Raw genomic sequence first — 25,836 nt, 5'->3', positions numbered from 1 at the left:
TTTGTGCGACAATCCCTCCTGAACCCTCCGACGAGGGTTCTCTTTTCGGACGGAGAACGATCATTCGTACGTCGCCTTTGCGCATGACCGCGGGTGCCTGTGTGCTAGCTGCCGGACTGATGTTCGGCGCCGGCGCGATCGCGGCTGCGGACTCCGATTCCGGCGGCAGCGCCGGCGGCGGGACGGGCGGATCGAGCCAGGGCACCTCAGGGGGCACCCAGAGTGCCGGCACATCCAGCGCAACCACCTCGAGCAGCACCAATACCCAGGCGAAGACCGGCCCGGGCGCAACACAGGGTCCGAGAATCAGGCTGTCCATCCCACGGCTGTCTGTCCCGCGACTGAGCGGGACCCGTGATCGGCTGACGCCGTCGACCCGGGTCGGCGACAAGCAAGGCACTGCGTCCGACGAGGTTGAGTCGAGCGCCACCGGCCAGGAAACCGCCTCCGCCGCCGAGCAGACGGCGCCCAGCACCGAGGCTCCGGTGACACCGGCGGCCGCCACGCCCGCGGCGACGCCGTCGGCCACCCCCTCGGCGACCGCATACTCCTCGGGCACTACATCGACGACCCCGGTCGCCACACCGGCGGCAACGGCACCGGCGGCCAAGAGCATGCCACCCGCGCCCGGGGCGTTGCAGCCGGTCACGAATGTGGTCACCACGTTCACCGACGTGTTGAGCTCGGTGCCGCAAACGCTCGGCGCGCTGCAGACGTCGCGGACGCCGGTCCGCGACGCGATCGCTTCGGTGGAGGCCATGCTGACGACGATGACCAAGGCGGTCACCCAAGCGTCTGGTGATCTCTACGCCCTGCTCGGAGTTCGGCCTTCCACCGGTCCGGTCGCACCGCTGATCGGCGGCGGTGGGGCGCTGGACGCCGTGACGGTGCACGCTGCCGCCGACGCGCCGATGATCGGACCGCTCGCCGTCCAGGTGCCGCCGGCGCCGGTTTCGGCTCCCAGCACCTCGCTTTTCGGCACCATGGCGCCGCACCCCTCGCTCGGCAAGGTCGCCGCCGCCGGTCTGAACCAACCGCTGTCGGTCTCGGGCACCGTGCCGCTGAAAACCGCCACCCCGACGAGTGCGAAGTCGATCTTCGATCACGTCATCGACGCGGTCCTGGTACCGGCGTCGCTGACGGCGCTGGCCGCAGTGGCGTTGCCCGGCCTCGGCGCCCTGCTCGTCGTCGCCGCAGCGGGCATCCGGGTGGGCTACCGCCAGGCGAAAGCCGGGTTGGCGTTGCGGGCCTCCGGCATCACGCGGTTCGCCGGTTCCGGCCCGTTGGGGGTCGTCCGCTCCGGGTCGATGGTCGCTCTGCGTCAGCGAGCCCGGGGACCGCGCACCAAACGGGCCGTCTGCCCGGACGTGTCGCGATCGGCGCCCAAGGTCGAACGCGTCGCCTGAGCCCGCGACTAGATTCTCGACTGGCCGGCTGCCAAGGCCGTCTCGATCTCCGTCCACGTGCGCTGCACGATCTCGGCGACCGGTAGCAGATCGCGGATGCGCGACGACACCTGACCGGTGTTGGCCACGCTGGCCTCCATATCGCCGTCGAAGTACAACTCGGTGACCTTGCCCAGCAACCGGGCGCCCGGGTCGTCGGCCGCCACCCGCGCGGCCAGCCCGGTACGCAACACCCTCATGGTCGGATTGCCTGGAACGTCGAGCATCACGGTGCCGGCATCGTCGGCCGTGACGATCGCGTCCTTGAAGTTCGCGTGGACGGCGGATTCGACACTGGCCAGCATCCGGGTGCCCATCTGAACGCCCTCGGCCCCGAGCACCAGCGCCGCTGCGGCCGACCGGGCGTCGCACATTCCGCCCGCCGCGATGATCGGCAGGTCGACGTTCTCGGCGACCAGCGGAAGCAGCACCATGGTCGAGGCGCCGAGCAGCGACTTGAACCCGCCGCCCTCCACACCCTCGACCACGAGCGCGTCGACGCCGGCGTCGAACGCTTTGCGCGCGCCCCGCAGCGACCCGACGACGTGCACGACCGTCATCCCGGCGTCATGCAGGCGTTCGGTGAACAAGGCGGGATCACCCGCCGACGTGAAAACGTGACGCACGCCGGCCTCGACCAGGATGTCGACGATCGACGGGTCCGCCTTCCAGCCCTGGATCATCAGGTTGGCGGCCACGGGCTTGTCGGTGAGGTCCCGGACCCGTAGCAAATCGGCGCGTCCCTCGTCGGTGAGCGTCTCGATCATGCCCAAACCGCCGGCCTGCGACACCGCCGCAGCGAGCTCGGCCCGCGCGATGTAGGTCATCGGCGCCTGAACCACGGGAAAGTCGACGCCGAGAAGCGACTGGATTCGATTGGCCACGACGACATTCTGGCGGCACGTCGAGCAGCGGCGAAAATCGCACTGGCGATTTTTACATTGAGTGCTCTATGATTTCCCCGACCGTACCGAGCGGCCGGAGAGGACGTCGATGGCCAAGCCACCCCTGTCGATGAAGCCGACCGGATGGTTCCAGGTGGCGTGGTCGGCCGACATCAAGCCCGGCGAGGTCCGGCGGATGAAGTACTTCGACCGCGAGATGATCGGCTGGCGAACCGGATCCGGGCAAGCGGTCGTGATGGATGCCTACTGCGAACATCTCGGCGCGCACCTCGGCTACGGCGGGCACGTGGAGGGCGAGGTCATCGAATGCCCGTTCCACGGCTGGCAGTGGAACGCCGACGGTCGCAACGTGTGCATCCCGTACCAGGACCGCCCCAACCGTGGACGTCGAATCCGAAGCTACCCCGTGGCGGAACGCAACGAGTCGATCTACATCTGGCATGACATCGACGGAACCGCACCGTACTTCGACGCCCCGGATGTCTTCGCCAGCTTCGCCGACGGCAGCAGCGCGGCCGACTACTTCCCCCAGATGACCCTGTATCGCGAGGGTCTCGAGATGCACCCGCAGTACGTGCTGGAGAACGGAGTCGACTTCGCGCACTTCAAGTTCGTCCACAAGACTCCGATCGTTCCCGTCTTCACACGGCACGACTTCGCCGAGCCGTGGTCGTATGTGGACTTCACGATCACCTTCGAAGGTGCCGAGACTCAGTCGATCGACGACGTGAGAAGCGGCGTCCAGGCCATCAACGGCGGGCTGGGCATCGCGGTCACGAAAAGCTGGGGCATGGTGGACAATCGGACGATCTCGGCGATCACGCCCGTCGACGACCGCACCTGCGACGTCCGCTTCATGGTGTACATCGGGCGGCCGAAGGACGCCTCCGACCCGCGGCGAGCCGAAACCAAGGCCGAAGAGTTCGGCGCCGAAGTCATCCGCCAGTTCGCCCAGGACGTGCACATCTGGTCCCATCAGCGCTATTCCGACCCGCCCGCGCTCGCCACGGCCGAGTACGAGGGGTTCACCGCGCTGCGCAAGTGGGCGACGCAGTTCTATCCCGACGGCCGCGGCGGCAATGCCGCTGACCTCGAATCCGCCCGTCCGGCAACGATATCCGAGAAAGGCTCGACCGAATGACGTCACCGTCCACCCGACCCATCCGCGTCTTCCAGGTCGCGACCGGGAACCTCGGCACCGAGATGATCAAGCGGATCGGCGAGCATCCCGACCTCGAACTCGTCGGGTTGCACTGCTACACGCCCGAGAAGGTCGGCCGGGATGCCGGCGACATCGTGGGCATCGGTCCGGTCGGGGTGACCGCCACCGGCACGGTCGAGGAGATCATCGCCGCCGAACCGGACGTGCTGACCTTCCACGGCGTGTTCCCCGACGAGGACCTCTACGTCCAGGTCCTCGAGGCGGGCATCAACATCGTCACGACGGCCGACTGGATCACCGGCTGGCACCGCGACACCAACCATCCGCACCCGTCCGGTAATCCGGTATCGCAACTTCTCGACGAGGCCTGCCGCAGCGGCGGTGCCACGTTCTACGGCACGGGCATGAATCCCGGGTTGAATCAGATTCTCGGCGTGGTGTGTTCGGCTGATGTCGCCGAGATCGAGAACATCACGACGATCGAGTCGGTCGACGTGTCGTGTCACCACTCGAAAGACACCTGGATCGAGGTGGGCTACGGGCTGCCCGTCGACGACCCGGAGATTCCGGCGAAGCTGGAGAAGTACACCCGGGTGTTCGCCGACAGTGTGCTCTTGATGGCCGACTGCTTCGACCTGCAACTCGACGAGGTCAAGTTCAGCTACGAATTGGGCGCCTGCACAAAGGATGTCGACCTCGGGTGGTATCAGCTGCCCAAGGGGTCGCTGGGCGGCAACTACATCAAGTACCAGGGCATGGTCGACGGGGTGGCCAGGGTGGAAACCCATCTCGAGTGGCAGATGACACCGCACACCGACCCGCACTGGGACATCAAGGGCTGTTACATCACGCAGATCCAGGGTGACCCCTGCATCTACAACAAGCACATGATCTTCCCCAAGCCCGGCGTCGACCTGTCCAATCCGGAATCGTTCGCCTCCATCGGCATGACGGTCACGGGAATGCCTGCCCTGCATGCGATCCGGTCGGTCGTCGCGGCTCCGCCCGGACTCATCACCAGCGCCGATCTGCCGCTGCGCGGATTCGCCGGACGCTTCAAGACTTAGCGCATGGCCCAGTCAGCCAGCGTCGCGCCGCGCAGGCCGGCGAACGGCAAGCAGCTACGCGCGGACCGGACCCGCGCGACGGTCATCGACGAGACTGTCCGCTGCGTCCTGGAGGAAGGATTCGCCGCCGCCAGCGCCAAGCACATCACCGAGCGCGCCGGCGTGACATGGGGGGTTGTGCAGTATCACTTCGGCGATCGGGACGGCCTGCTGATGGCCGTCGTCGACGAGGGATTCGGCCAACTCGTCGCCTGTCTGCACGACGTCGAAAGCAAGCTTGCCGAGCATTCGGGCCGTGCCCGCACCGAACTGGTGATCGCCGCTGTCGCAGACGCGTTTCTGAGCCCGACATCTGTTGCGGCACTGGAGATTCTGATCGCCACCCGGACGGACCGCGCGGACGTGGACCAGCGCCACCTGGCGGACTTGTTCTCGACGCTGACCAAACTCGGCCGCTTCGTCGCCGAGGGACTGGACCGCAGGCACGCCGACGCTGTGGGCAACCTGATCTGGACCACGTTGATGGGCGCGATGGTCGCCAGGATGGCGGTCGAGGAACCAGTCGACGTCGGCCGGGAGTTGCGGGCGCTGACCGACGTCGTCACGGCCTACGTCGATCTACAGCTCGACGGCAGGGCTTGAAGTCTTGGTCAGTTCCGCGTAGCGCGCGACGTGGTGGTCGGTGCTACCGAATTCGTACTGAAGCGCGGTGAGCCGCTTGAAGTAGTGACCGATCGCGAGCTCCTCGGTCATGCCCATCCCGCCGTGCAACTGAACCGCCTGTTGCCCGATGAAGCGCGCCGCCCGACCGATCGTTGCCTTCGCCGCCGACACCGCTCGTGCGCGCTCGTCCGCCTCGGCGTCGAGGTGCAGCACGGCCAGGTACACCGCCGACACCGCTTGCTCGAGCTCCATGTACATGTCGACCATCCGGTGCTGCAGCGCCTGGAAGCTGCCGATCGGCTGCCCGAACTGCTGGCGCTGTTTGGCGTACTCGACAGTGTCCGCCAACACCTTTCGCATACATCCGACCGCTTCCGAGCACACCGCGGCAGCGCCCTCATCTCGTGCCTGCGCCAATGACGGCCACGCTTGGCCCTCCTCGCCGAGCAGAGCGCCGGCCGGAAGTCGTAAGCCGTCGAAGGTGAGGTCGGAGGCCCGGCGATCGTCGATGGTCCGGTAGTGGTGCGCCTTGATCGAATCCGCCGCTGCCTCGAGATCCGCTGCGAACAGCGATATTCCGCTGTCGGTGCGCGCGGTGATCAGCAAGTGGGTGGCCAGTGGCGCGCTGGCGGCGACGATCTTCGACCCCCGCAGCACCCACTCGTCGCCGTCGCGTTCAGCGCTCGTCGTCACCTGCGCCCAGTTGTGACCGGATTCTGCCTCGGTCGCCGCGAGCGCGACTATCGCCGTTCCGCCGGCGATGCGCTCCAGTAGTGCCGATGCCACGTCTCCGCCCGCACGGCACAGCAGGCCGGCCGCCACCACCGCGGTGTCCACGTACGGCTCCACCACCAACGCATGGCCGAGGGCTTCGGCGATGACCATCACTTCGACTGGGCCGCCGCCGATTCCACCGACCTCCTCGGGCAACGCGGCGCCGAGGATGCCGAGCTCCTCGGCGAAGCCGGCCCAGATTTCAGGCTGCCAGCCGGCGCCGGTCTTGGCCGCCGTGCGGCTCGACTCCAGGTCGTATCTGCTCGCGAGGAACTTGCTCAAGCCGTCGCGCAGCAGTTCCTGTTCCTTGCTCAGGTTGAAGTCCATCTCATGCCCCCATCAGAGTCCGAGCGCTGCTTTGGCAAGGATGTTGCGCTGAATCTCGTTGCTGCCGGCGTAGATCGAGCCGGCCCGGTCGTTGAAGTAGCGCAGCGGCGCGACGGCCTGCCAAGGCTCCCCGCTGAGATAACCATCCGCCGGCGGCTCGAACTCGGCGATCGGCCCGCCGGGGCAGGTGGCGTGCGGTTGGTAGACGCGGCCCCGCGGGCCGGCCGCCTCCATGGCCAGTTCGGTGATCGCCTGGCTCAACTCGGTTGCCAGCACTTTGAGCATCGACGACGCGGCGCCGGGGTTCTTGCCTTGCGCGACCGTCGCGAGCACGCGGTACTCGAGGATTTCGAGAACCTCGGTGCGGATCCGCGCATCGGCCAGCTTGCGGGCGAACGCCGGGTCGTCGATCAGCCGGCCGCCGTCGGGTCCGGGCTCACCGGCAGCGACCGTGGCGATCTCCTGGGCCATCACCTGAAGCGCCGGCGACGACGCGCCGCCGCCGCGCTCGAACTCGAGCAGGTACTTGGCGACGGTCCATCCGTCGTCGATCTCGCCGAGAACGTTGGCCTTGGGCACGCGCACCTCGTCGAAGAAGACCTGATTCTGGACTTCCTCCCCGGACGTCATCACCAGCGGGCGGATCTCGATTCCGGGGGAGTCCATCTCGAAGAGGACGAACGTGATGCCCTGCTGCTTCTTCGAGGTTCTCGACGTGCGTACCAGCGCGAACATCCAGTTGGCTTCACGCGCGTGCGTCGTCCAGATCTTGCTGCCGGTGCAAATGAGGTCACCGGCCGATTCGTCGATGACGGCCGCCATCGACAACGCCGCCAGATCCGAGCCCGCCTCCGGTTCGGAGTAGCCCTGGCAGAAGAACACCTCGCCGGTCAGTATCCGGGGCAGGAAGAACTCTTTTTGGGCGTCGGTGCCGAATTTGATCAGCGCGTGGGCCACCATCCGGATGCCCATCGGCGACAGCGAGGGCGCGCCCGCGAGCGTCGATTCGCGGCTGAAGATGTAGTGCTGCGTGAGGCTCCAGTCGCAGCCGCCGTACTCGACCGGCCAGGCCGGCGCTGCCCAGCCCCGCTCGTGCAGGATCCGCTGCCACTCCATGCTCGCGTCGTGGTCGGCGTACACGCTGGTCATGAGGCGGCCGGCGCGGCGCAGGTCCGGAGTCAACTTCTCGTCGAGGAAGCTGCGGACGTCGTCACGAAACGCCGTGTCGGCCGCCGACCACTTGAGGTCCATGTCGATTCCCCTGTCTGCTGGACGCCCTACAGAGTAAACCTAGTTGACTAAGTGATCGGGCGGGGGTGGTTCTGCCATGGCCGCCGCTGTGGCACTGTGAGGACCGCAGCAGCCGGTACGAAGGAGAAGCAGTGAAGAAGTTCAACGACCTCGACGAGTTCATCGCGGCCGAGGGCAGCCAGCTCGGCCCCACCGATTGGCTGGACGTCACCCAGGACCGCGTCAACCTGTTCGCCGACGCGACCGAGGACCACCAGTGGATCCACGTGGATCCGGAGAAGGCCGCGAGCGGGCCGTTCGGCCAGACGATCGCGCACGGCCTGCTGACGTTGTCACTGCTGCCGCATTTTTCTCATCAGCTGTACACGGTCGGCAACGTCGCGATGGCAATCAACTACGGCTACAACAAGGTTCGCTTCATCACGCCGGTGAAGGTGGGCAGCCGGATTCGTGCCAGGGCGGAGCTGACGAAGATCGATCAGCTCGACGGCGCGGTGCAGTCGACGATGACGACGACCGTCGAGATCGACGGCTCGGAAAAGCCCGCCGCCGTCGCGGAGTCGATCGTCCGCTTCATCCGCTGACTCCGCCCGCGCGGTGTGCGGATCAGTACTGGGTCGAACCCTGGTCGACGGAGATGCCCGTCGCGGTGACGTACCGCGACTCGTCGCTGGCCAGCCAGCACACCACGTCGGCGACGTCCTCGGGCTGCAGGACCCAGGTCGGCAGGAACGGCGTCATCATGTTAGCCAGCTGAGGGTTGGTCTCCATCGCCTTGCCGATCGCGGCGACCATGTCACCGGAGCCCATCGGAGTGTTCACCGGCCCGGGGTGCACGCTGTTGACCCGGATCGAGTGCTTGCCGAGTTCGGCGGCGAAGGCCCGCGCCATGCCGGTGACCGCGTGTTTGCTGGCCGTGTAGTGAATCATGAACGGCTGCAACTTGATTCCGGCGGCGGAGCTGATCAGGATGATGGATCCGCCGCTACCGCCGTCGATGATGTGCCGTGCGCCCGCCATCACGGTGGCCCATGCGCCCGTCACATTGACGTCCATCACGTCGCGGAAGTCCTGCGGGGTGATCTCGTCCCACACCTGCGGAGGAGAGATGCCCGCGTTGGCCACGATCACGTCGAGTCGGCCGAGCGCGGCGACGCCCTCGGCGACGGCCCGGTTCATGCCGTCGGCATCCCGAACGTCCACCTGTGAGGTCAGGATGCGCCGACCGGTCGCCTCGACGAGCTTGGCGGTCTCGGCGAGATCCTCCGGGGTCGCGTGGTCGTAGGGCACGCAGTCGGGCAGTTCTCCGGCGATGTCGGTCGCGATGATGTCAGCGCCCTCACCGGCCAACTTGACCGCGTGCGCGCGACCTTGCCCCCGGGCGGCGCCCGTGATGAACGCGACCTTGCCCGCGAGCCTCATGCGCGCTCCCGCTGTGCGGCCTTGACGAGGTTGGTCCCGATGATGAGCCGTTGTATCTCGCTGGTGCCCTCGTAGAGCCGCAAGAGTCGGACGTCGCGATAGATGCGCTCGACGGGGACCTCACGCATGTAGCCGCTGCCGCCGTGGATCTGGACGGCGAGATCGGCTACGTCTCCGGCCATTTCGGTGCAGAACAGCTTCGCCGCGGACGGTGCGACCCGACGGTCTTCACCGCTGACCCACTGCCGCGCGGTGTCGCGGACGAGGGCGCGCCCGGCGAGTACGCCGGTCTGCTGGTCGGCGAGCATCGCCTGCACCAGCTGGAATTCGCCGATCGGGGTACCGCCCTGGGTTGCGGTGGCCGCGTAAGCCACGGACTCGTCGAGCGCACGCTGCGCGGCCCCGACGGCCAGCGCGGCGATGTGCACCCGTCCGCGCGCCAACGAGATCATCGCGGCGCGGTAGCCGATGTCCTCGCTGCCGCCGACGAGCGCCTCGGCCGGCACGCGTACGTCGTCGAAGCTGACGTCGGCAGTCCAGGCGCCTTCCTGGCCCATTTTCGCGTCCTTGACGCCGACCTGGACGCCCGCGGTGTCGGCAGGCACCAGGAACACCGCGATTCCGGCGCCGTCCGCATTCGCCGGGCGGGTGCGGGCGAAGACGACGAACAGGTCTGCCGTCGGCGCGTTGGTGATGAACCGCTTCTGTCCGTTGATCACCCAATCCGCTTCTTGGCGAACGGCTTTCGTGCGCAGACCGGCCGGGTTGGAGCCGGCGCCGGGCTCGGTCAGCGCGAACGACGCGACGACGTCACCGGTGGCCATCGGCTCGAGCCAGCGCGCCTTCTGCTCGTCGGTGCCGAACCCGACGAGAACCTGGCCCGCGATGCCGTTGTTCGTGCCGAACATCGACCGCAGGGCCAGCGAGGTGTAGCCGAGTTCCATCGCCAATTCGACGTCCTGGGACAGGTTCAGCCCCAGGCCGCCCCACTCCTGGGGGATCGCATAACCGAACAGGCCCATCTTCTTGGCCTGGTCGCGCAGGTCGTGCGGCACCTCGTCGCCGGTCAGGATCTCCTGCTCGCGCGGGATGACCGCGTTGCGGACGAAGTGGCGAGTCTGCGCCAGGATCTCCTGGAAGTCCTCGTCGCTGACTTCGGGCGTCGTCAAGTCGCGCTCCTCTTCTCTTGGCGCGAACGGCGCCTATGGGACCGGACGCGATCATATATGAAATATGATGTGCGACGATCGGGCCCTCGGAGGGCCTTACCCACGAGGAGAGTGAGTCAGGTGTCGTTGTTGACCGGACAGACGGCCGTCGTCACCGGCGGTGCGCAGGGCCTTGGGTTTGCGATCGCCGAGCGTTTCATCGCCGAGGGTGCCCGCGTGGTGCTGGGCGATCTGGCCCTCGATGCGACGGAAGAAGCGGCCGGCCGGCTCGGAGGTCCTGAGGTCGCGCTTGCGGTGCGATGCGATGTGACCAAGGCCGACGACGTCTCGGCACTCGTCGCCGCGGCGGTCGAGCGGTTCGGCGGCCTGGACATCATGGTGAACAACGCAGGCATCACCCGCGACGCGACGCTGCGCAAGATGACCGAGGAGCAGTTCGACCAGGTCATCGCCGTGCACCTGAAGGGCACGTGGAACGGGCTCAAGGCGGCCGCGCCGATCATGCGCGAGAACAAGCGTGGCGCGATTGTCAACATGTCGTCGATCTCGGGCAAGGTCGGCCTCGTCGGGCAGACGAACTACTCGGCGGCCAAGGCGGGCATCGTCGGAATGACGAAAGCCGCCGCCAAGGAGCTGGCGCATCTCGGCGTGCGGGTCAACGCGATCCAGCCGGGGTTGATCCGTTCAGCGATGACAGAGGCTATGCCACAGCACATCTGGGACCAGAAGCTCGCCGAGGTGCCGATGGGCCGGGCCGGTGAGCCCGACGAAGTGGCGAAGGTGGCGCTGTTCCTCGCCAGCGATCTGTCGTCGTACATGACCGGCACCGTCCTCGAGGTCACGGGCGGGAGGCACGTATGACGCGCGAGGCCGTCGTCTGTGAACCGGTACGCACACCGATCGGCCGCTACGGCGGCATGTTCAAGTCGATGAGCGCCGTCGACCTCGGTGTCACCGCGCTCAAAGGCCTGCTCGACCGGACTCGGATCGATGCTGCCGCAATCGAAGACGTGATCCTCGGACACTGCTATCCCAGCAGCGAGGCACCGGCGATCGGGCGAGTGGTGGCGCTGGACACGGGCCTGCCGGTGACCGTGCCCGGCATGCAGGTCGACCGACGGTGCGGGTCGGGGCTGCAGGCCGTCATCCAGGCATGCATGCAGGTTGCCAACGGCGACAACGACGTTGTGGTCGCCGGCGGAGCGGAGAGCATGAGCAATGTCACGTTCTACTCGACCGACATCCGATGGGGTTCCAAGTCCGGCGGCGTGATGTTGCACGACTCGCTGGCGCGCGGCCGCACCACCGCGGGCGGCAGGCATCACCCGGTGCCCGGCGGCATGCTCGAGACGGCGGAGAATCTCCGTCGCCAATACGGTATTTCGCGACAGGAACAGGACGAGCTCGCGGTGACGTCTCACCAGCGTGCCGTCGCCGCCCAGAAGGACGGCATCCTGGCCGAAGAGATCGTGCCGGTCACCGTGCGCAACCGCCAGGGCGAGGAGCTGATCGACACCGACGAGCACCCGCGTCCCGACACCTCGGTCGAGTCACTGGCGAAGCTGAAACCCGTTCTCGGCAAGCAGGACCCGGAAGCAACGGTGACCGCGGGCAACGCGAGCGGCCAGAACGACGCCGCGTCGATGTGCGTGGTCACGACTCGCGAGAAGGCCGAGGAACTGGGGCTGACTCCGCTGGTTCGCTTGGTGTCGTGGGGTTCGGCCGGGGTGGCGCCGAACGTGATGGGCATCGGTCCGGTACCTGCGACAGAGGTGGCGCTGGCCAAGGCCGGGCTGACGCTCGGCGACATGGATCTGATCGAGTTGAACGAGGCGTTCGCCGCGCAGGCGCTTGCGGTGATGCGGGAATGGAACTTCGGCGTGGCCGACCGCGAGCGCACCAACGTTCACGGCTCGGGCATCTCGCTCGGGCATCCGGTGGGCGCGACGGGTGGCCGCATGCTGGCCACCCTGGCGCGTGAATTGACAAGGCGCGGTGCCCGTTACGGGCTGGAGACCATGTGTATCGGCGGCGGACAGGGACTGGCGGCGGTGTTCGAAAGGGTCGGCGCATGACGAAGCTCGCCCAGACCGTCGGCCTCACCGAGGTGCAGACTGAAATCCTTGCGACAGTGCGCCAGTTCGTCGAGAAGGAAATCATCCCGAACGCGCCGGAGTACGAGAAGACCGACACCTACCCGCAGGCCATCGTCGACCAGATGCGGGAAATGGGCCTGTTCGGCCTGATGATCCCCGAGGAGTACGGCGGACTCGGCGAATCGCTGCTGACCTACGCGCTGTGCGTCGAAGAACTCGCCCGCGGCTGGATGAGCATATCCGGTGTGCTGAACACGCATTTCATCGTCGCCTACATGTTGCGCCAGCACGGCACCGACGCCCAGAAGCAGCGGTTCCTGCCGCGAATGGCGACCGGAGAGACGCGCGGAGCGTTCTCGATGTCCGAACCGGAGCTGGGCTCCGACGTCGCGGCGATCCGCACGCGCGCCACCCGCACCGACGACGGCAACTACCGGATCGACGGGCAGAAGATGTGGCTGACCAACGGCGGCACGTCGACGTTGATCGCAGTACTGGTGCGCACCGACGAGGGCGCCGAAAAGCCGCATCGCAACCTGACCGCGTTCCTCGTCGAAAAGCCCGTCGGCTACGGGGAAGTCGCGCCGGGTCTGACCATTCCCGGCAAGCTCGACAAGCTCGGGTACAAGGGCATCGACACGACCGAGTTGATCTTCGACGGCTATGGGGCGCAGGCCGGCGACATTCTCGGCGACGCGCCCGGGCAAGGCTTCTTCCAGATGATGGACGGAATCGAGGTGGGCCGGGTCAACGTGTCGGCACGGGCCTGCGGTGTCGGCATCCGCGCGTTCGAGCTGGCGGTGCGCTACGCCCAGCAGCGACAGACGTTCGGCAGGCCGATCGCCGAACACCAGGCCATTGCCTTCCAATTGGCGGAGATGGCAACGAAAGTCGAGGCCGCGCACCTGATGATGGTCAACGCGGCACGGCTGAAGGACTCCGGGGAGCGCAACGACGTCGCGGCCGGGATGGCGAAGTACCTGGCGAGCGAGTTCTGCTCGGAGGTCACGCAACAGAGCTTCCGGATTCACGGCGGTTACGGCTACTCCAAGGAGTACGAGATCGAGCGGTTGATGCGCGACGCACCGTTCCTGCTCATCGGCGAGGGCACCAGCGAGATCCAGAAGAACATCATCAGCAAGCGGCTGCTCGCCGACTATCAGGTCTGATCGTGTCGGCCCCAGATTTCGCGCTTCGACCCCAACTGGCCGAGGACGTCGCGCGGTTCGTGCGCAAGCGCATCTTCGACGGCACCTACGGCGCCGGCGAATACGTGCGACTCGACCAGCTCGCCGCGGAACTGGGCATCAGCGTCACACCCGTGCGCGAGGCGCTGTTCGAGCTGAAAGCCGAAGGCCTGCTCGCACAACAGCCGCGCCGCGGATTCGTCGTGCTTCCGGTGACCGGACGCGATCTCACCGATGTGTCGAACGTGCAGGCGCACATCGGAGGTGAACTCGCCGCGCGGGCCGCCGTCAACATCACCGAAGAGCAGCTGGCTGACCTCGAGCAGATCCAGTCTGACCTGGAACGCGCCTATGCGGTCGGCGACGACGAGCAGGCCATGCGGCTCAACCACGAGTTCCACCGCGCGATCAACGTCGCCGCGGAGTCGCCGAAGCTTGCGCAGTTGATGTCGCAGATCACCAGGTACGCACCGGAGTCGGTGTTCCCAGTGATCACCGGGTGGCCCGACAAGTCCAATGCCCACCACCGTCGCCTGCTCGACGCGCTCGCCCGACACGACGAAGCCGGGGCGCGCCAAGCGATGTCCGAACATCTCGCCGCCGGCGCGAAACCGTTGATCGCCCACCTCACCGAGCGGGGCGTGGTCAGCTAGCCTCGCGCAGCATCTCTCGCACCGCCCGCACGTCGACCTTGCCCGTCGCCTTGCGTGGGATGTCGTCGTCAGAGCCGACGAGCAGCCACACCGTCGGGACCTTGAACGCGCTCAACCGGTTTCGGGCCTCAGTGCGCAACTCGGCGACAGGGCGCTCCGATACGACCACGGCACCGACGGCGCCAGCCACCTCCGTGACGATCGCATTGTGCACCCCGTCGACGGTACGCAGAGCCTCCTCCACCTCGCTGGGATAGACCGTCGCACCGCTGACCTTGAACATGTCGTCGCAGCGACCGTGGTAGAACATGAAGCCGTCGTCGTCGAGGTGCCCGAGATCGCCAGTGGGGTAGTAGCCGTCGGGCGTGAACAGCTGCTCCCGGCTGCGCCGGCAGATGCCACGCATGACGTGCGGTCCCCGGATCTGGATCATTCCGATGGTTCCGGTCGGCACCGGCTCACCGGTGTCGGTGTCGACGATGCGAACCTGCATGTCGTCGAACGGCTTTCCGCAGCTGCCCCAGGCCGACTGCGGCATGTCGGTGTCGGCCGGGTACCCGCAGTACGGGCCGAACGACTCGGTCATCCCGAACAGGTTCGCGCGCGCGCCCGGTTCGCCGCGCAGCTCAGCGGGGAGCAACGCCGGTAGGCTCCCTGGCCGCAGAAACGACAGATCCGCTCCGACAGAAGCGGACTGCCGCGCCAACGCCTCGGCCTGGTCCGGCCAGCCGCGAAACAGTGTGACCCGCTCGCGTTCGACGAGACGCAGCGTGGTCTCCGGCCGGGGAATCGGCTCGGTGACCAGCGTGGCGCCTGTCAACAGGGCCGACAGGATGCCGCTGCCGAAACCGCCCACCCAGAAGAACGGCATCGGCAGATACAGCCGGGTGTCGGCGGATATGCAGCGTGCGGACAGGCCCGAGCGCACCGCGCCCAAAGCATTGCCGTGCGAGTGGATCACGCCCTTGGGCGGGCCACTGCTACCGGAGGTGAACATGACCACCAGCGTGTCGCTGGGTGTGACGGCGGCGGCGATCTCGTCAATCGGCGCCGAGCCACCGCACGGCAGCCGGTCCGCCCGCCACACCTGGCGCAGGGCAGGCAGTTTGTCCCGCTCGGTCGCCACGTCATCGAGGTAGTGATGGCCGCGGAATTCCTCGACGGCCACCAGGAACTGCACCGACGCGGTGCGAAGTTGCGCAACGAGTTCGGGTGGCTGCAGCAGCGTGCTCAACGGCACCAGCACCGCGCCGATCCGCGTCAAGGCGATCGCGATGCGCACCCACTCGGCGCAGTTCGGCATGGTCAACCCGACGCGGCTGCCCTTGCCGACTCCGGCGGCATAGAACGCCGCCGCCAACTCCGAACTGCCCGAATTCAACTCGGCGTAGGTGATCCTCGCCGAGGGGTCGATCACCATCGGTTTTCCGCCGTACTCAGCGGCGCGCCGGCGCACCAACGCGGCGATCGTGTCAGTCATCGAAGACCTCCGCCAATCGGGAGATGTCGACCTTTCCACTGGACCGCACCGGGATTCGCGCCTGGGAAACGACAGCGAACCGGCGGGGGACCTTATAGGCCGACAATTCGGCCTTGAGTCGCTCACGGCAGCTGGTGTCGTCGAACGTCTTGCCGTCTTCCAACGCGATGACCGCGGCGACGATCTGGCCGCGTTCGGCATCGGGCAGCCCGATCACATGCGCGACGGCGCCGCCGGTCACCTTCGCGATCGCCCGTTCTACTTCGGCGGGCGCGACGTTGACGCCCGCGGTCTTGATCATCGCGTCACGGCGGCCGACGAAGTAGACGAAGCCGTCGGCGTCCGTACGCACGAGATCGCCGGTGTGGAACCAGCCGTCGGCGTCGAAACACTCTTCGCGACTGCGTTTGTAGTAGCGCTGCATCATGAACGGCCCACGCGCGCAGAGTTCGCCGACGGCACCGGCGCCAACGGGCTCTGCGGTGTCGGGATCGATGACCCTGACCTCGAATCCGGGCACCGGTTTGCCGAACGATCCGCGCCGCTGCTCTGGCTGGTCGGATTCGTCGGCGTCGGCGAGGATGACGCTGCCTGCCTCGGTCATGCCGAGCATGCCGTGGCGCAGTTCGGCATCGGCCGGTCGTACTTCCGGCGCCATGATGGGATAGAGGTTGCCCCGCCGCATCGTCGACAGATCGCGGCTCGGCAGGCTCGGGTGCCGGGCCAGCTGGGCGATCCCTGCCACGAATCCGTTGGTCATCGTGGGTTTCTCGGCCTCCAGCAGATCGAGCGTCTCACCCGGGTCGACGGCGGTGGAGCACACCAGCGTTGCACCGGCGAGCAGCGTGGCGAGCACCGAGAACGCGAACCCGCCGATCCAGAAGAACGGCGAGTTGCTGAACAACTTGTCCTGCGCGGTCAGCCCGCGAATCTCGTTGAGGACGACCTGATGGTCGAGCAGCGACGCGTGCGTATGCACGACGCCCTTCGGCGCGCTAGTCGAACCGGACGTGTAGACGATCGCCAATACGTCGGAAGGTTCGACATCGTCTTCGAGTGCGGCCAGCAGTCCGGCGTCGGCCAACTCCGTCGGATCGGCGTCGATGAGGAGGTGACGCAGCAACGGCAGCGTCGGCGCGCCGGCAAGCCGCTGACGGTAGTCGTGTGAGCGATAAGACGCGGTAGCCAAGACGATTTCGGCATCGGAGTGCGCGAGCTGTTCGTGGATCTCCGGTGCTGTAGCCAGCGTCGACACCGGGATGACGACGGCGCCGATGCGCGCGGCGGCAAGCATGGCGACGACGAACGCCGATCCGTTCGGGTACAGCACGCCTACATGGGTGCCCTTGCCTGCCCCGAGCGCGATCAGACCACGAGCCAGTCGAGCCGAGCGCTGTTCTGCCTCAGCGTAGCTCAGCCGATCGGCGTCACAGATCAACAGTGGGTGATCGCCGCGCGCACTCACCTGTGCGCGCAAGACCGCGCCGACGGTGTGCTCAAGCATGCTCGACTGCACCGAAATACCGTCGGACCGCGGCCAGGTCGGGTTTGCCCGACGGTGTACGCGGCATCTGCTCGACGATCGCGATGTGAGTGGGAATCTCATACCCCGCCAGGCGGCGCGTGCGCAGATACTCCACGAGAGTCGCCGCGTCGACCGGCTCACGCGGCTCGACCATCGCCACCGGCGTTTCGCCGAGGCGGTCGTCGGGCCTGCCCACCACGGCCGCGCTGTGCACCGCGGGATGGCTCTCCAAGGCGATCCGCACGTCGTCGGGCATGATCTTGAAACCGCCGCGGATGATCGCCTGGTCCGCGCGGCCCAGGATCCACAGGAAGCCGTCGGAATCGATGCGGGCGAGATCCGTGGTGCGCATCCAGTCCGCGCGCTCACCCATCTGGCCCGGCTTGACCTCCAGCACACCCGGCCGGTCGGGTCCGACCGGATCGCCGTGCTCGTCGACGACCCGCAGCTGTGCGCCCTGGCTGGCCCGGCCGACGCTGCCGCGCTTGGCCTGCCAGTGCCGCTCGTAGTCCGGCAGGCTCCAGCCGGCCACGCCGCCGCCGAACTCCGTTGCGGCGTACGAGGTCAGCACCGGAATGCCGAACTTGTCGGTGAACGCGTCGGCGTCCTCTGCCGACAGCGGCGCGGTCCCGGAGGTGACCACCCGGACTCCGGCGAGGTCGTCGCGCGTGAGGTCCGAGTGCAGCACGGTGCGCAGTGCGGCAGGCACCAGCGACACTGCCCGCGGTCGGTGCCGGCGTACTGCGTCGGCCCACCGCTTCAGCTCGAAGCGGTCGAGCAGCGCGAACGACCGGCCTTCGCAAACACACTGCAGAACCCGGAACACACCGCCGATGTGCACCAGAGGCGCGTTGACGACGGCCACTCCCCGCCGCAGCTCGGTCGGTGTCGGTGCCTCGCCGATCACGCTGTGCGCCAACATGTCGTAGGAGAGGTCGATCCGCTTCGGCGGCCCGGTGGTGCCGCTGGTCAGCATCCGTACCGCGACGTCGGAGCGGCCCGACGGCGTCAGGACGTCCGTCGCCGCGACCGGCTCGGTGACCACGGAGATCGCCAGCGTGTTCGTACCGTCGGATACCAGCCGGCTCAGGTCGGCGCGCTCGCCGATGACCAGCGGCAGGCGCAGCTCGTCGATGTCGGCCCTGATGCGGTCGTCGCCGCGCGCCGGGTTGATGACAACCACCGTCCCACCCGCGAGCAGAACCCCGAGCAGGCTCGCCACTTGAGCCGGGTTGTTACGCAACAACATACCGACGCGATGGCCGCCTACACCGGCCGCCGCGATCTGGTCGGCGAAGCCGGCCAGCTGACCCCACGTCACCCACTGGCCGTCGTACTCGATGGCGTCAGCCTGCGGGTGCAGCTCAAGGACGTCGCGGATACGGCGGCTGAGCCGGTGTTCGGTCATCAGCGGATCTCAGGGGCCGATCGACCGGGCGCCGGTCGGGCGGCCAGTTCGGCCTGTCCGAGAGGATTGCCGAGCCGGGTGTAGATCAGGTTCTGCTCCATCGCCGCGCGGTACGGCTTGTCCAGCGACTCCCAGATCGCCTTCACCGTGCCCTGCGTCGCCGACGGCGGCTTGGCCGCGATGGTCGCCGCGATCTCGTGCGCGCGGGTCCACAATCGTTCGCCGGGCACCACCTCCGTGACCAGCCCCATCTGCAGGGCGGTCTGCGAACCGACACGTTCGTCGTTGCCCATCAACGCGATTCGCAGCGCTTGCGCGAGGCCGACACGGCGCATCAGCCCGATCGGTTCGAGTGCGCAGACCAGCCCGGCGCTCACGTGTGAGTCGAAGAACGTGGCATCCTGCGAACAGATCACCACGTCGGCCTCGTTGAGGAAGTAGAACGCGCCCGCCGTGCACATCCCCTGCACCGCGCAGACCACCGGCTTCCACATCTTCTGCCACTTCGGGCTCAGGTGTTCACCGGGATCCTCGTGGTTCCAGACGTTCTCGGGTTGGCCGTACGACGCCTTGATGTCCAGTCCCGCGCTGAACGCCCGCTCGCCCGCGGCGCGCAGCACGACCGCGTTGACGGAGTCGTCGGCCTTGACGAGTCGCCACGCATGCGACATCTCCTCACACATCGTGCGGTTGAAGGCGTTCAGTGCGTCCGGCCGGTTCAGCGTGATGGTTGCGACGCGGTCAGTGGCGTCGACGTCGAAGAGCAGCGTCTGGAACATCAGCGGCACTGCCAGTTCGGGGGCCGCTTCTCCATGAACGCCTTGGGGCCCTCGGCGGCGTCGTCGGTCCGCACCACCCGTTCGCGGAACGTCTCGGCAAGGATCTCCGCTTCGTGAAGGGGCAGGTCGAGCGTCTTGTGGATCGCCAACCGGGTGCCCCGAACAGCCAGCGGCGCATTCGAATTGACGATGTCGGCGATCTCGTGGGCCCGTTCGAGGAGCCGGTCATGCTCAACGACTTCGCTGATCATGCCGAGCTCGTAGGCGCGCTGGGCACTCATCCGCTCGTGCTTGCCCATCAGGGCCATCCGCAGCGCGATGTTGCGGGGAAGCACCCGGGCCAACCGGACCATCTCACGGCCGGCGACCAAGCCGATGCTGACGTGCGGGTCGAAGAACGTGGCCTGTTCGGAGGCGATCGCGATGTCACCGGTGGTCAGCCAGTCCAAGCCTGCGCCGCAACACAATCCGTTGACCGCGGTGAGGACCGGTTTGGCCATCCGCCGGAACGGCGGGGTGCCTTCCTGCGGCGCCTCCCACTGGTCGTACGTGGAAAGGTACGGGCGCTCGTAGATCACCCGGCCGTCCTCCGGGATCTCTCCGACGTCAGCGCCCGTGCAGAATGCCCGGCCGGTGCCGGTGACGATGAGAATCCAGATGTCGTCGTTGCTCTCCGCCTCGTCGTAGGCGGCCCGCAGCTCGGTGATCATGTGTGGGCTCAGCGCGTTGAGCGCCTGGGGCCGGTTCAAAGTGATCGTGGCCTTGTGCGCGTCGGCCTCGTAGGAGATGTCGGTGAAATCGGTGGACAATTACGGTTCCTATCGTCAACGTCCGTGGAATTCCGGCGGTCGCCTGTCGCGGAAGGCCGCCAGACCTTCTTTGAAATCCGCGCTCCGGCAGGACAACTCGAGGTTGAACAGCTCCTGGCTCATGGCCTGTGGAAGTGTGGCGTGCTGGCTGTACCCGATGGCCTGCTTGGCCATGCCGATGGCCACGGTGGGACCGGACGCCAGCTGCGCGAGGAGCTCGTCACTGGCAGAAGCCAGCTCGGCTTCGGGAACCGCGCGGTGGATCAGTCCCCAGTCGGCGGCGTCGATGCCGCTGACCTTCTCGCCGAGCAACAGCATCCGCCTGGCTCGCGCCAGCCCCACCAGGCGGGGCAACAACCAGGTCGAGCCGGAGTCGGGGGAAAAACCGCGGTCCACGAACGGCTCCCAGAACAACGAGTCGTCCGCTGCGACGGTGAAGTCGGCGGCCAGAGCGAGATTGCAGCCGAGTCCGACGGCCCATCCGCGCACGGAGCATACGACGGGCAACTGGATGGTCTGCACCAGTTCGACGACACGGTTGGCGGTGTGCGGAATGCGGCGGACGAGATCGCCGGAGCGGGGGCGCGGCCCGCCGGAGTTGGTGGCCACCCAGTCTGCGCCGGTGCAGAAGTCCGATCCGCCACCGCTGAGGTGGACTGCGCGCAGGGAGTCATCGCTGGCGGCCGTGGTCAAAGTGGTGACGAGCCTGTCGATCATGCTGTGGCTCAGCGAGTTACGGCGGGCAGGCCGATCGAGGGTGATCCGCAGGATCGCGCCGGCACGTGATGCCGTCACCACGCCGTCGTCGGCCGCACTGGTCACTGTTGAATCCGCCCATCTCCAGCTATACGGTTAGACCTACAGTATTGCTATCTTGTACAAGTTAGCAAGGACAGATAGTGAGGACACGGCGGACAGACATGGCGGATCAGACGCCGAGCTTCGGCGAGCGGCCCCTGGCGCAGACCGTCGCGGCCGCGGGCGCACTCCGCCGTATCGGCGGCCTGCTGCTGTCATTGGAGCACTACCACCCGACCGTCGACGCCATGCTCGAACAGCTCGAAGAATGGGAACGCGAACTGGGGGCCATCGGACCGGGGGACCTGACTCCGCGGATCGGCCCGGCGGCCAACGACTCTCAGCGCGTCTATCTCGACCACGCGTTCGACGTCGGCGCGTACAACCCCGCGTTTCCGGAGTACACCTTCGACGAACTCGGTGAAGATTCGGCTCGAGGACGCGTCACTTTTCCCGTGCTCTTCGAAGGTCCGCCGGGTCTGGTCAACGGCGGATTTCTCGCGGTGTTCTTCGACTGCGTGACCCAGCACCAGAGTTGCGCGACGGGACGAACCGGCAAGACGCGGTCGCTCACGGTCACGTTCCGCAGGCCGACGCCGATCCTGACCGAGTTGACGTTCGACGTGACCCGCGTGGAGGCCGACGGCCGGGTGACCTCGACGGCCCGGCTACTACGCGACGACGAGGTGCTGTGCATCGGCGAATTCCAGACCGCGGCGTCGTCGCCCGACAAGCTGTCGGTATTCGAGTACGGGAAACGCCGCCCCAGATGACCAACGGGCAGCGGATCCGACAGCCGCGGGTGGCCGAGATCATCGCCGCGCGGCTGCGCGACGACATCCTGTCGGGGCGGCTCAAGGAGGGCGACGTCCTGCCGTCGCAGGACGGGCTGCTCGCCGAATTCGGTGTCAGCCCGCCCGCACTGCGCGAGGCCATCCACATCCTCGAGGTCGACGGGCTGATCTCGGTGCGCCGCGGCAACATGGGCGGTGCGGTCGTACACCAGCCGTCCGCCGATCGAACCGCCCACATGATCAGCATGGTGCTGCAGGCGCGGTCGGCGACGCCGGCCGACGTCAGCGGTGCCCTTCTGCACCTGGAGCCGGTCTGCGCGGGCATGTGCGCGGCCCGTGAGGACCGCATGGCCGAGGTCGTGCCGTATCTCGAAGCGGAGATCGACAGGCAGACGGCACAATTCGACGATCCTGCGCAGTACGTTCCCAATGCCAGACGCTTTCACGAGACCGTCGTATCGCGCTGCGGCAACGAGCCGATGATCCTGCTGATCGGCTCGTTGGAGCTGATCTGGTCAGCCCATGAATCGTCGGTGTGGGGAGACGAAACCGGCACCGGTGGCGAGATGAACGCGAAAACGATGCGGGCGGCGCTGCGCGATCACCATCGCCTGCTCGACGCGATCCGCGACGGCAACGAGGCGCGCGCCGTGCGACTGGCCACCGATCATCTGGCCGCCGCGCGCCGCAACACGCTCGCCGTCGGCGCAGACAAAACCATTGAGGCCAAGCTCATTTCCAACGTTCAGTGAGGACACCCGATGACGACCACGGCCGATGACCACGTGCTGTTCGACGTCGACCGCGAGAAGCGGATCGCGACGATCACCTTCAACAACCCGGCACAGCGCAACTCCTACGACGCGGCGATGCGAGGCGCCGTCGGCCGTTACCTCGACCAGGTCGCCGACGACGACGACATCACCGTGGTGCTGCTGCGTGGCGCCGACGGGGTGTTCAGCACCGGCGCGGACATGAACAACGCGTACGGCTGGTACGGCGAGAAGGAGTCGGCGCAAGCGAAGAGACGGCCGAGTCAGCGCAGGAGGCTGGCGGTGGACCGCAAGTCGTTCGGCTTCTACCACAACTTCATGGGCTTCCCGAAAGTCACCGTCGGCGAGATCAGCGGCTACGCCCTGGGCGGCGGGTTCGAGATGGCGTTGATGACCGACATCTCCGTGATCGCGCGGACCACCAGGATCGGCATGCCGGCCACCCGGTTCCTTGGTCCCGCCCTGGGCAGCCTGCACATGTTCTTCCACCGGTTGGGTCCGGTGCTGGCGCGTCGACTGCTGCTCACCGGCGACATCATCGAGGCGGGCGCCGTTGAGCATCTCGGTGTTTTCACCGAGACCTGCGACGCCGAATCGGTCACGGTCAGGGCGCGGTACTGGGCCGAGAAGGCGGCCAAGATGCCCGCCGACGGCGTCGTGATCGCCAAGGAGGCGTTCCGGCTCGTCGAGCAGAGCCAGGCCTATCAGGGCGAGGAAGTGGCCAGCTACCTGTTCCACGCCTACGGGACGAACCTGCAGTTCTCCGAGGGAGAGTTCAACTTCGTCAAGACTCGCGCGCAGCACGGCACCAAGGAGGCGTTCCGGCTGCGTGACGAGCATTTTCACGTTCCCGAGCCCGAGTAGCGGCGGCCACTACACTATCTGCTAGATTTGTAACGTCGTTGACGTCGAAATCCGAGGTGGAGAACATGCGCACACCCGTCATCGTCGGTGCCGCCAGGACCGCGATCGGCCGCTCCTTCAAGGGGACGCTGGTCAACACTCCGCCCGAAGAGCTGATCACCACCGTGCTGCCCGAGGTGATCCGCCGGTCGGGGATCGACCCGAAGGACATCGACGACCTCATATTCGCCGAATCCAACTACGGCGGTGGCGATCTCGCGCGCTATGCGGCCGACGCCATCGGATTGCAGGACGTGCCGGGACAATCGGTCAACCGGCACTGCGCGGGCAGCCTCACCGCGATCGGCAATGCGGCCGCGCAGATCGGCTCGGGCATGGAGCGCGTGCTGATCGCCGGTGGTGTGCAGTCGCTGTCGATGACGCCCCTGACGAACTGGCGCATTCCCGGGCCGGAGCTGAAGTTCGAAGAGAAGTGGATGACGCCGACCCACGTCGAGACCCCGGACGCGCCGACGCGTGACATGTCCATCACTGTCGGCTGGAACACCGCGCAGGCCGTGGGCATCACCCGCGAGGAGATGGACGCGTGGGCGGCGCGGTCGCATCAGCGGGCGATCGCCGCGATCGACGCGGGCAAGTTCGTCGACGAGATCGTGCCGTTGAAGGTGCAGCAGTTCGACGGCTCGGTCATCGAGTTCAGCGTCGACGAGCATCCGCGCCGCGGCACCACCGTCGAGAAGCTGGCGGCGCTCAAGCCGCTCCACCCGGAGATCGAAGGGTTCTCGATCACCGCAGGCAACAGCAGCGGCACCAACGACGCCGCGGCCGCGGTGGCGCTCGTGGACAGCGACTACGCCGACGCGAAGGGCCTTTCCAAGATGGCCACCGTGAAGGCCTGGGCCGCCGCGGGCGTGCCGCCGCGCGACTGCGGGTTGGGTGCGGTGAAGGCGATCGGCAAGGTGCTCGATCGCGCCGGTCTCAAGGCATCCGACGTCGCACTCTGGGAGATCAACGAAGCGTTCGCGTCGGTCCCGATCGCGGCCTGCCGTGAGTTCGGCATCGACGAGGAGTTGGTGAACTTCTCCGGAAGTGGTTGCAGCCTTGGTCATCCCATCTCTGCGTCGGGCGCGCGGATGGTCACCACGCTGGTGTACGAGTTGCAGCGGCGCGGCGGTGGCATCGGCGTCGCGGGCATGTGCGCCGGCGGCGGCCAGGGCGGCGCCGTCGTGATCGAGGTCTGAGTCCACCAGCGCTCGATTGTGCATCCGACGACGATATTCGCCGTCAAACGTCGTCAGATGCACAAACGAAAACGGGTCAGCGTTTGCGGGCCGCTTTCCTCGCGGGCTTGGCTTCCTCGATCAACCGGCCCGCACGATCGAGGATGCACTCGAGGCCGAACTCGAAGTTCTTGTCATCGGCCGCACCGATGTGATGGCCCTTCTCGGTGACCAGAGCCAACAGTGGCGTGCTGTCAGCGTCGATGGTCAACGTCTCCTCGAGGTCGCTCGGACCCTCGGTCGCCGCTCGGTTCTTTTCGCGTAACCGGTGCAGCACCACCGATCCGCGAACGTGCACCGACACCGCGGAGTAGGTGTCGAACGCGTCGTCGGCCGACAGACCCGCCTCCACCAGACCGGCGATCGCCTTCTCGACCTCCTGCACGCCGAGTTTGGCCGTCCGGGGACTCAGCGCCGACCGAATCAGGATCAGGTCGCACAGAATCGGGTTGCCCATGAACGTCTTTCGCATGGTGCGCGCGTGGTTGGCCAGCGTCTCGCGCCAATCCTTGGCCTCGACGTATGGGGTCGCGAATACGTACTGGCGCAGCGCGCGGTCGGTCATCGCGTTGAGCAGGTCGTCCTTCTTGCGGAAATACCAGTAGATGCTCGTCACGCCGACGCCGAGGTGCTTGCCCAGCAGGGGCATCGACAAGTTGTCGATACCCACCTGCTCGGCGAGTTCGAACGCGCCATTGATGATGTCGTCGGGATTGATCGATCCGCGTTCGCGTCGCTGACGCTTCTCCGCGGTCGCCTGCCTTGCCACGTGGGGCACCTCCATCGAATAAGCCGCGCGCGCAGCCTCAGCGAACGGGATTGGTTGGACCTGAATGTACCGTCAGCCGCTCTCGCTGTTCTACTGTAAGTCCAATAGTAAGGTTCTCCACGCAATCGGATACCGAAAGGCCATATGGACCTCGGGTTGAAGGACGCCACCGCCGTGGTGGTGGGCGGTGGGCGGGGGATGGGTTTCGCGACGGCGCGCTGCCTTGCCGAAGACGGTGCCCGGGTCGCGGTCGTCGGTCGCACGCCGGCCGTCCTCGAGGAGGCAGCCAACGCCCTCGGCGAAATCGGCAGCCCCGACACACTGGCGTTGACCGCCGACACCACCGACGCCGAGCAGGTGCAGCGCGCCTTCGACGAGATCAGGAAACGCTGGCGCGGCGAGCTGAACATCCTCATCAACGCCGTCGGACCCGAGG

Annotated in this window: 26 protein-coding genes; 14 read left to right on the top strand and 12 right to left on the bottom strand. The window is 67.0% G+C overall.

Annotated elements, in window-relative coordinates:
* The first annotated feature begins 83 nt into the window (after positions 1-83).
* On the top strand, positions 84-1,406 hold the full coding sequence (locus tag A5663_RS15450; protein WP_068150704.1) for a hypothetical protein: 1,323 nt from the start codon (positions 84-86) through the stop codon (positions 1,404-1,406).
* A gap of 8 nt (positions 1,407-1,414) precedes the next feature.
* Here A5663_RS15450 and A5663_RS15445 read toward each other — a convergent pair whose 3' ends face one another.
* A complete protein-coding gene (locus A5663_RS15445) occupies positions 1,415-2,329 on the bottom strand; it encodes a nitronate monooxygenase family protein (RefSeq protein ID WP_068150699.1) in 915 nt (304 codons plus the stop codon).
* Positions 2,330-2,438: 109 nt separating this feature from the next.
* Between A5663_RS15445 and A5663_RS15440 the strand changes: the two genes are divergently transcribed.
* From A5663_RS15440 to A5663_RS15430, 3 genes are read left to right on the top strand one after another with little or no spacing between them, the layout of a single operon-like run.
* Positions 2,439-3,491, top strand: coding sequence for a Rieske 2Fe-2S domain-containing protein (locus A5663_RS15440; protein ID WP_068150696.1), 1,053 nt, complete (start codon positions 2,439-2,441; stop codon positions 3,489-3,491).
* Positions 3,488-4,579, top strand: coding sequence for a dihydrodipicolinate reductase (locus tag A5663_RS15435; RefSeq protein WP_068150693.1), 1,092 nt, complete (start codon positions 3,488-3,490; stop codon positions 4,577-4,579). Before A5663_RS15440 ends, A5663_RS15435 begins: the two co-directional genes overlap by 4 nt.
* 3 nt (positions 4,580-4,582) lie before the next feature.
* The gene (locus A5663_RS15430; protein WP_068150690.1) at positions 4,583-5,221 is read left to right on the top strand and encodes a TetR/AcrR family transcriptional regulator; all 639 of its coding nucleotides are present in this window, start codon (positions 4,583-4,585) and stop codon (positions 5,219-5,221) included.
* Here the strand turns inward: A5663_RS15430 and A5663_RS15425 are convergent.
* Both A5663_RS15425 and A5663_RS15420 read right to left on the bottom strand, forming a co-directional pair.
* A complete protein-coding gene (locus A5663_RS15425) occupies positions 5,198-6,343 on the bottom strand; it encodes an acyl-CoA dehydrogenase family protein (RefSeq protein WP_068150688.1) in 1,146 nt (381 codons plus the stop codon). The genes A5663_RS15430 and A5663_RS15425 overlap by 24 nt on opposite strands.
* Before the next feature lie 12 nt (positions 6,344-6,355).
* Positions 6,356-7,594, bottom strand: coding sequence for an acyl-CoA dehydrogenase family protein (locus A5663_RS15420; protein ID WP_068150684.1), 1,239 nt, complete (start codon positions 7,592-7,594; stop codon positions 6,356-6,358).
* A 131-nt stretch (positions 7,595-7,725) separates the two neighbouring features.
* On the opposite strand from A5663_RS15420, the gene A5663_RS15415 reads away from it, so the two are divergent.
* Complete coding sequence (locus A5663_RS15415; RefSeq protein ID WP_068150817.1) at positions 7,726-8,178, top strand: MaoC family dehydratase; 453 nt, start codon at positions 7,726-7,728, stop codon at positions 8,176-8,178.
* A 22-nt stretch (positions 8,179-8,200) separates the two neighbouring features.
* Here A5663_RS15415 and A5663_RS15410 read toward each other — a convergent pair whose 3' ends face one another.
* Positions 8,201-9,016 (bottom strand): mycofactocin-coupled SDR family oxidoreductase, encoded by an 816-nt coding sequence (locus A5663_RS15410; protein WP_068150681.1) that lies wholly within the window; start codon positions 9,014-9,016, stop codon positions 8,201-8,203.
* Positions 9,013-10,185, bottom strand: a complete 1,173-nt coding sequence (locus tag A5663_RS15405) for an acyl-CoA dehydrogenase family protein (RefSeq protein ID WP_068150680.1) — start codon at positions 10,183-10,185, stop codon at positions 9,013-9,015. Before A5663_RS15405 ends, A5663_RS15410 begins: the two co-directional genes overlap by 4 nt.
* 120 nt (positions 10,186-10,305) lie before the next feature.
* Between A5663_RS15405 and fabG the strand changes: the two genes are divergently transcribed.
* Genes fabG through A5663_RS15385 form a run of 4 tightly spaced genes read left to right on the top strand, consistent with a single transcriptional unit; the run spans position 10,306 to position 14,121 of the window.
* On the top strand, positions 10,306-11,046 hold the full coding sequence (gene fabG / locus A5663_RS15400; RefSeq protein ID WP_231976799.1) for a 3-oxoacyl-ACP reductase FabG: 741 nt from the start codon (positions 10,306-10,308) through the stop codon (positions 11,044-11,046).
* Complete coding sequence (locus A5663_RS15395) at positions 11,043-12,260, top strand: acetyl-CoA C-acetyltransferase (RefSeq protein ID WP_068150675.1); 1,218 nt, start codon at positions 11,043-11,045, stop codon at positions 12,258-12,260. The genes fabG and A5663_RS15395 overlap by 4 nt, the downstream gene beginning before the upstream one ends.
* Complete coding sequence (locus A5663_RS15390) at positions 12,257-13,450, top strand: acyl-CoA dehydrogenase family protein (RefSeq protein WP_068150673.1); 1,194 nt, start codon at positions 12,257-12,259, stop codon at positions 13,448-13,450. The genes A5663_RS15395 and A5663_RS15390 overlap by 4 nt, the downstream gene beginning before the upstream one ends.
* Positions 13,451-13,452: 2 nt before the next feature.
* On the top strand, positions 13,453-14,121 hold the full coding sequence (locus A5663_RS15385; RefSeq protein WP_068150671.1) for a GntR family transcriptional regulator: 669 nt from the start codon (positions 13,453-13,455) through the stop codon (positions 14,119-14,121).
* Here the strand turns inward: A5663_RS15385 and A5663_RS15380 are convergent.
* Genes A5663_RS15380 through A5663_RS15355 form a run of 6 tightly spaced genes read right to left on the bottom strand, consistent with a single transcriptional unit; the run spans position 14,114 to position 20,944 of the window.
* On the bottom strand, positions 14,114-15,601 hold the full coding sequence (locus tag A5663_RS15380) for a class I adenylate-forming enzyme family protein (RefSeq protein WP_068150668.1): 1,488 nt from the start codon (positions 15,599-15,601) through the stop codon (positions 14,114-14,116). The genes A5663_RS15385 and A5663_RS15380 overlap by 8 nt on opposite strands.
* Positions 15,594-17,105, bottom strand: a complete 1,512-nt coding sequence (locus A5663_RS15375) for a class I adenylate-forming enzyme family protein (protein ID WP_068150665.1) — start codon at positions 17,103-17,105, stop codon at positions 15,594-15,596. The genes A5663_RS15380 and A5663_RS15375 overlap by 8 nt, the downstream gene beginning before the upstream one ends.
* Positions 17,098-18,534, bottom strand: a complete 1,437-nt coding sequence (locus tag A5663_RS15370; protein ID WP_068150661.1) for a class I adenylate-forming enzyme family protein — start codon at positions 18,532-18,534, stop codon at positions 17,098-17,100. The genes A5663_RS15375 and A5663_RS15370 overlap by 8 nt, the downstream gene beginning before the upstream one ends.
* Positions 18,534-19,328: an enoyl-CoA hydratase/isomerase family protein gene (locus A5663_RS15365; protein ID WP_369816642.1), complete on the bottom strand. Its 795-nt coding sequence runs from the start codon at positions 19,326-19,328 to the stop codon at positions 18,534-18,536. The genes A5663_RS15370 and A5663_RS15365 overlap by 1 nt, the downstream gene beginning before the upstream one ends.
* Positions 19,313-20,122 (bottom strand): enoyl-CoA hydratase/isomerase family protein, encoded by an 810-nt coding sequence (locus A5663_RS15360; protein WP_068150658.1) that lies wholly within the window; start codon positions 20,120-20,122, stop codon positions 19,313-19,315. Before A5663_RS15360 ends, A5663_RS15365 begins: the two co-directional genes overlap by 16 nt.
* A gap of 15 nt (positions 20,123-20,137) precedes the next feature.
* Complete coding sequence (locus A5663_RS15355; protein WP_068150655.1) at positions 20,138-20,944, bottom strand: enoyl-CoA hydratase/isomerase family protein; 807 nt, start codon at positions 20,942-20,944, stop codon at positions 20,138-20,140.
* A gap of 98 nt (positions 20,945-21,042) precedes the next feature.
* On the opposite strand from A5663_RS15355, the gene A5663_RS15350 reads away from it, so the two are divergent.
* The 4 genes from A5663_RS15350 to A5663_RS15335 all read left to right on the top strand — a co-directional run bounded on the left by A5663_RS15350 (position 21,043) and on the right by A5663_RS15335 (position 24,592).
* Positions 21,043-21,693, top strand: a complete 651-nt coding sequence (locus tag A5663_RS15350; RefSeq protein ID WP_068150651.1) for a PaaI family thioesterase — start codon at positions 21,043-21,045, stop codon at positions 21,691-21,693.
* On the top strand, positions 21,690-22,466 hold the full coding sequence (locus A5663_RS15345) for a FadR/GntR family transcriptional regulator (protein ID WP_068150648.1): 777 nt from the start codon (positions 21,690-21,692) through the stop codon (positions 22,464-22,466). The genes A5663_RS15350 and A5663_RS15345 overlap by 4 nt, the downstream gene beginning before the upstream one ends.
* 9 nt (positions 22,467-22,475) lie before the next feature.
* Positions 22,476-23,351, top strand: coding sequence for an enoyl-CoA hydratase/isomerase family protein (locus A5663_RS15340; RefSeq protein ID WP_068150643.1), 876 nt, complete (start codon positions 22,476-22,478; stop codon positions 23,349-23,351).
* A 65-nt stretch (positions 23,352-23,416) separates the two neighbouring features.
* Positions 23,417-24,592 (top strand): thiolase family protein, encoded by a 1,176-nt coding sequence (locus A5663_RS15335; protein ID WP_068150810.1) that lies wholly within the window; start codon positions 23,417-23,419, stop codon positions 24,590-24,592.
* Positions 24,593-24,668: 76 nt separating this feature from the next.
* Here A5663_RS15335 and A5663_RS15330 read toward each other — a convergent pair whose 3' ends face one another.
* Positions 24,669-25,415 (bottom strand): TetR/AcrR family transcriptional regulator, encoded by a 747-nt coding sequence (locus tag A5663_RS15330; RefSeq protein ID WP_369816641.1) that lies wholly within the window; start codon positions 25,413-25,415, stop codon positions 24,669-24,671.
* A 129-nt stretch (positions 25,416-25,544) separates the two neighbouring features.
* On the opposite strand from A5663_RS15330, the gene A5663_RS15325 reads away from it, so the two are divergent.
* A partial coding sequence (locus A5663_RS15325) for an SDR family NAD(P)-dependent oxidoreductase (protein WP_156744498.1) occupies positions 25,545-25,836 on the top strand: 292 nt, incomplete at its 3' end.

The sequence above is a fragment of the Mycobacterium sp. E740 genome, from assembly GCF_001672895.1.
Lineage (GTDB): Bacteria > Actinomycetota > Actinomycetes > Mycobacteriales > Mycobacteriaceae > Mycobacterium.
This window is presented reverse-complemented; position numbering and strand designations above follow the sequence as displayed.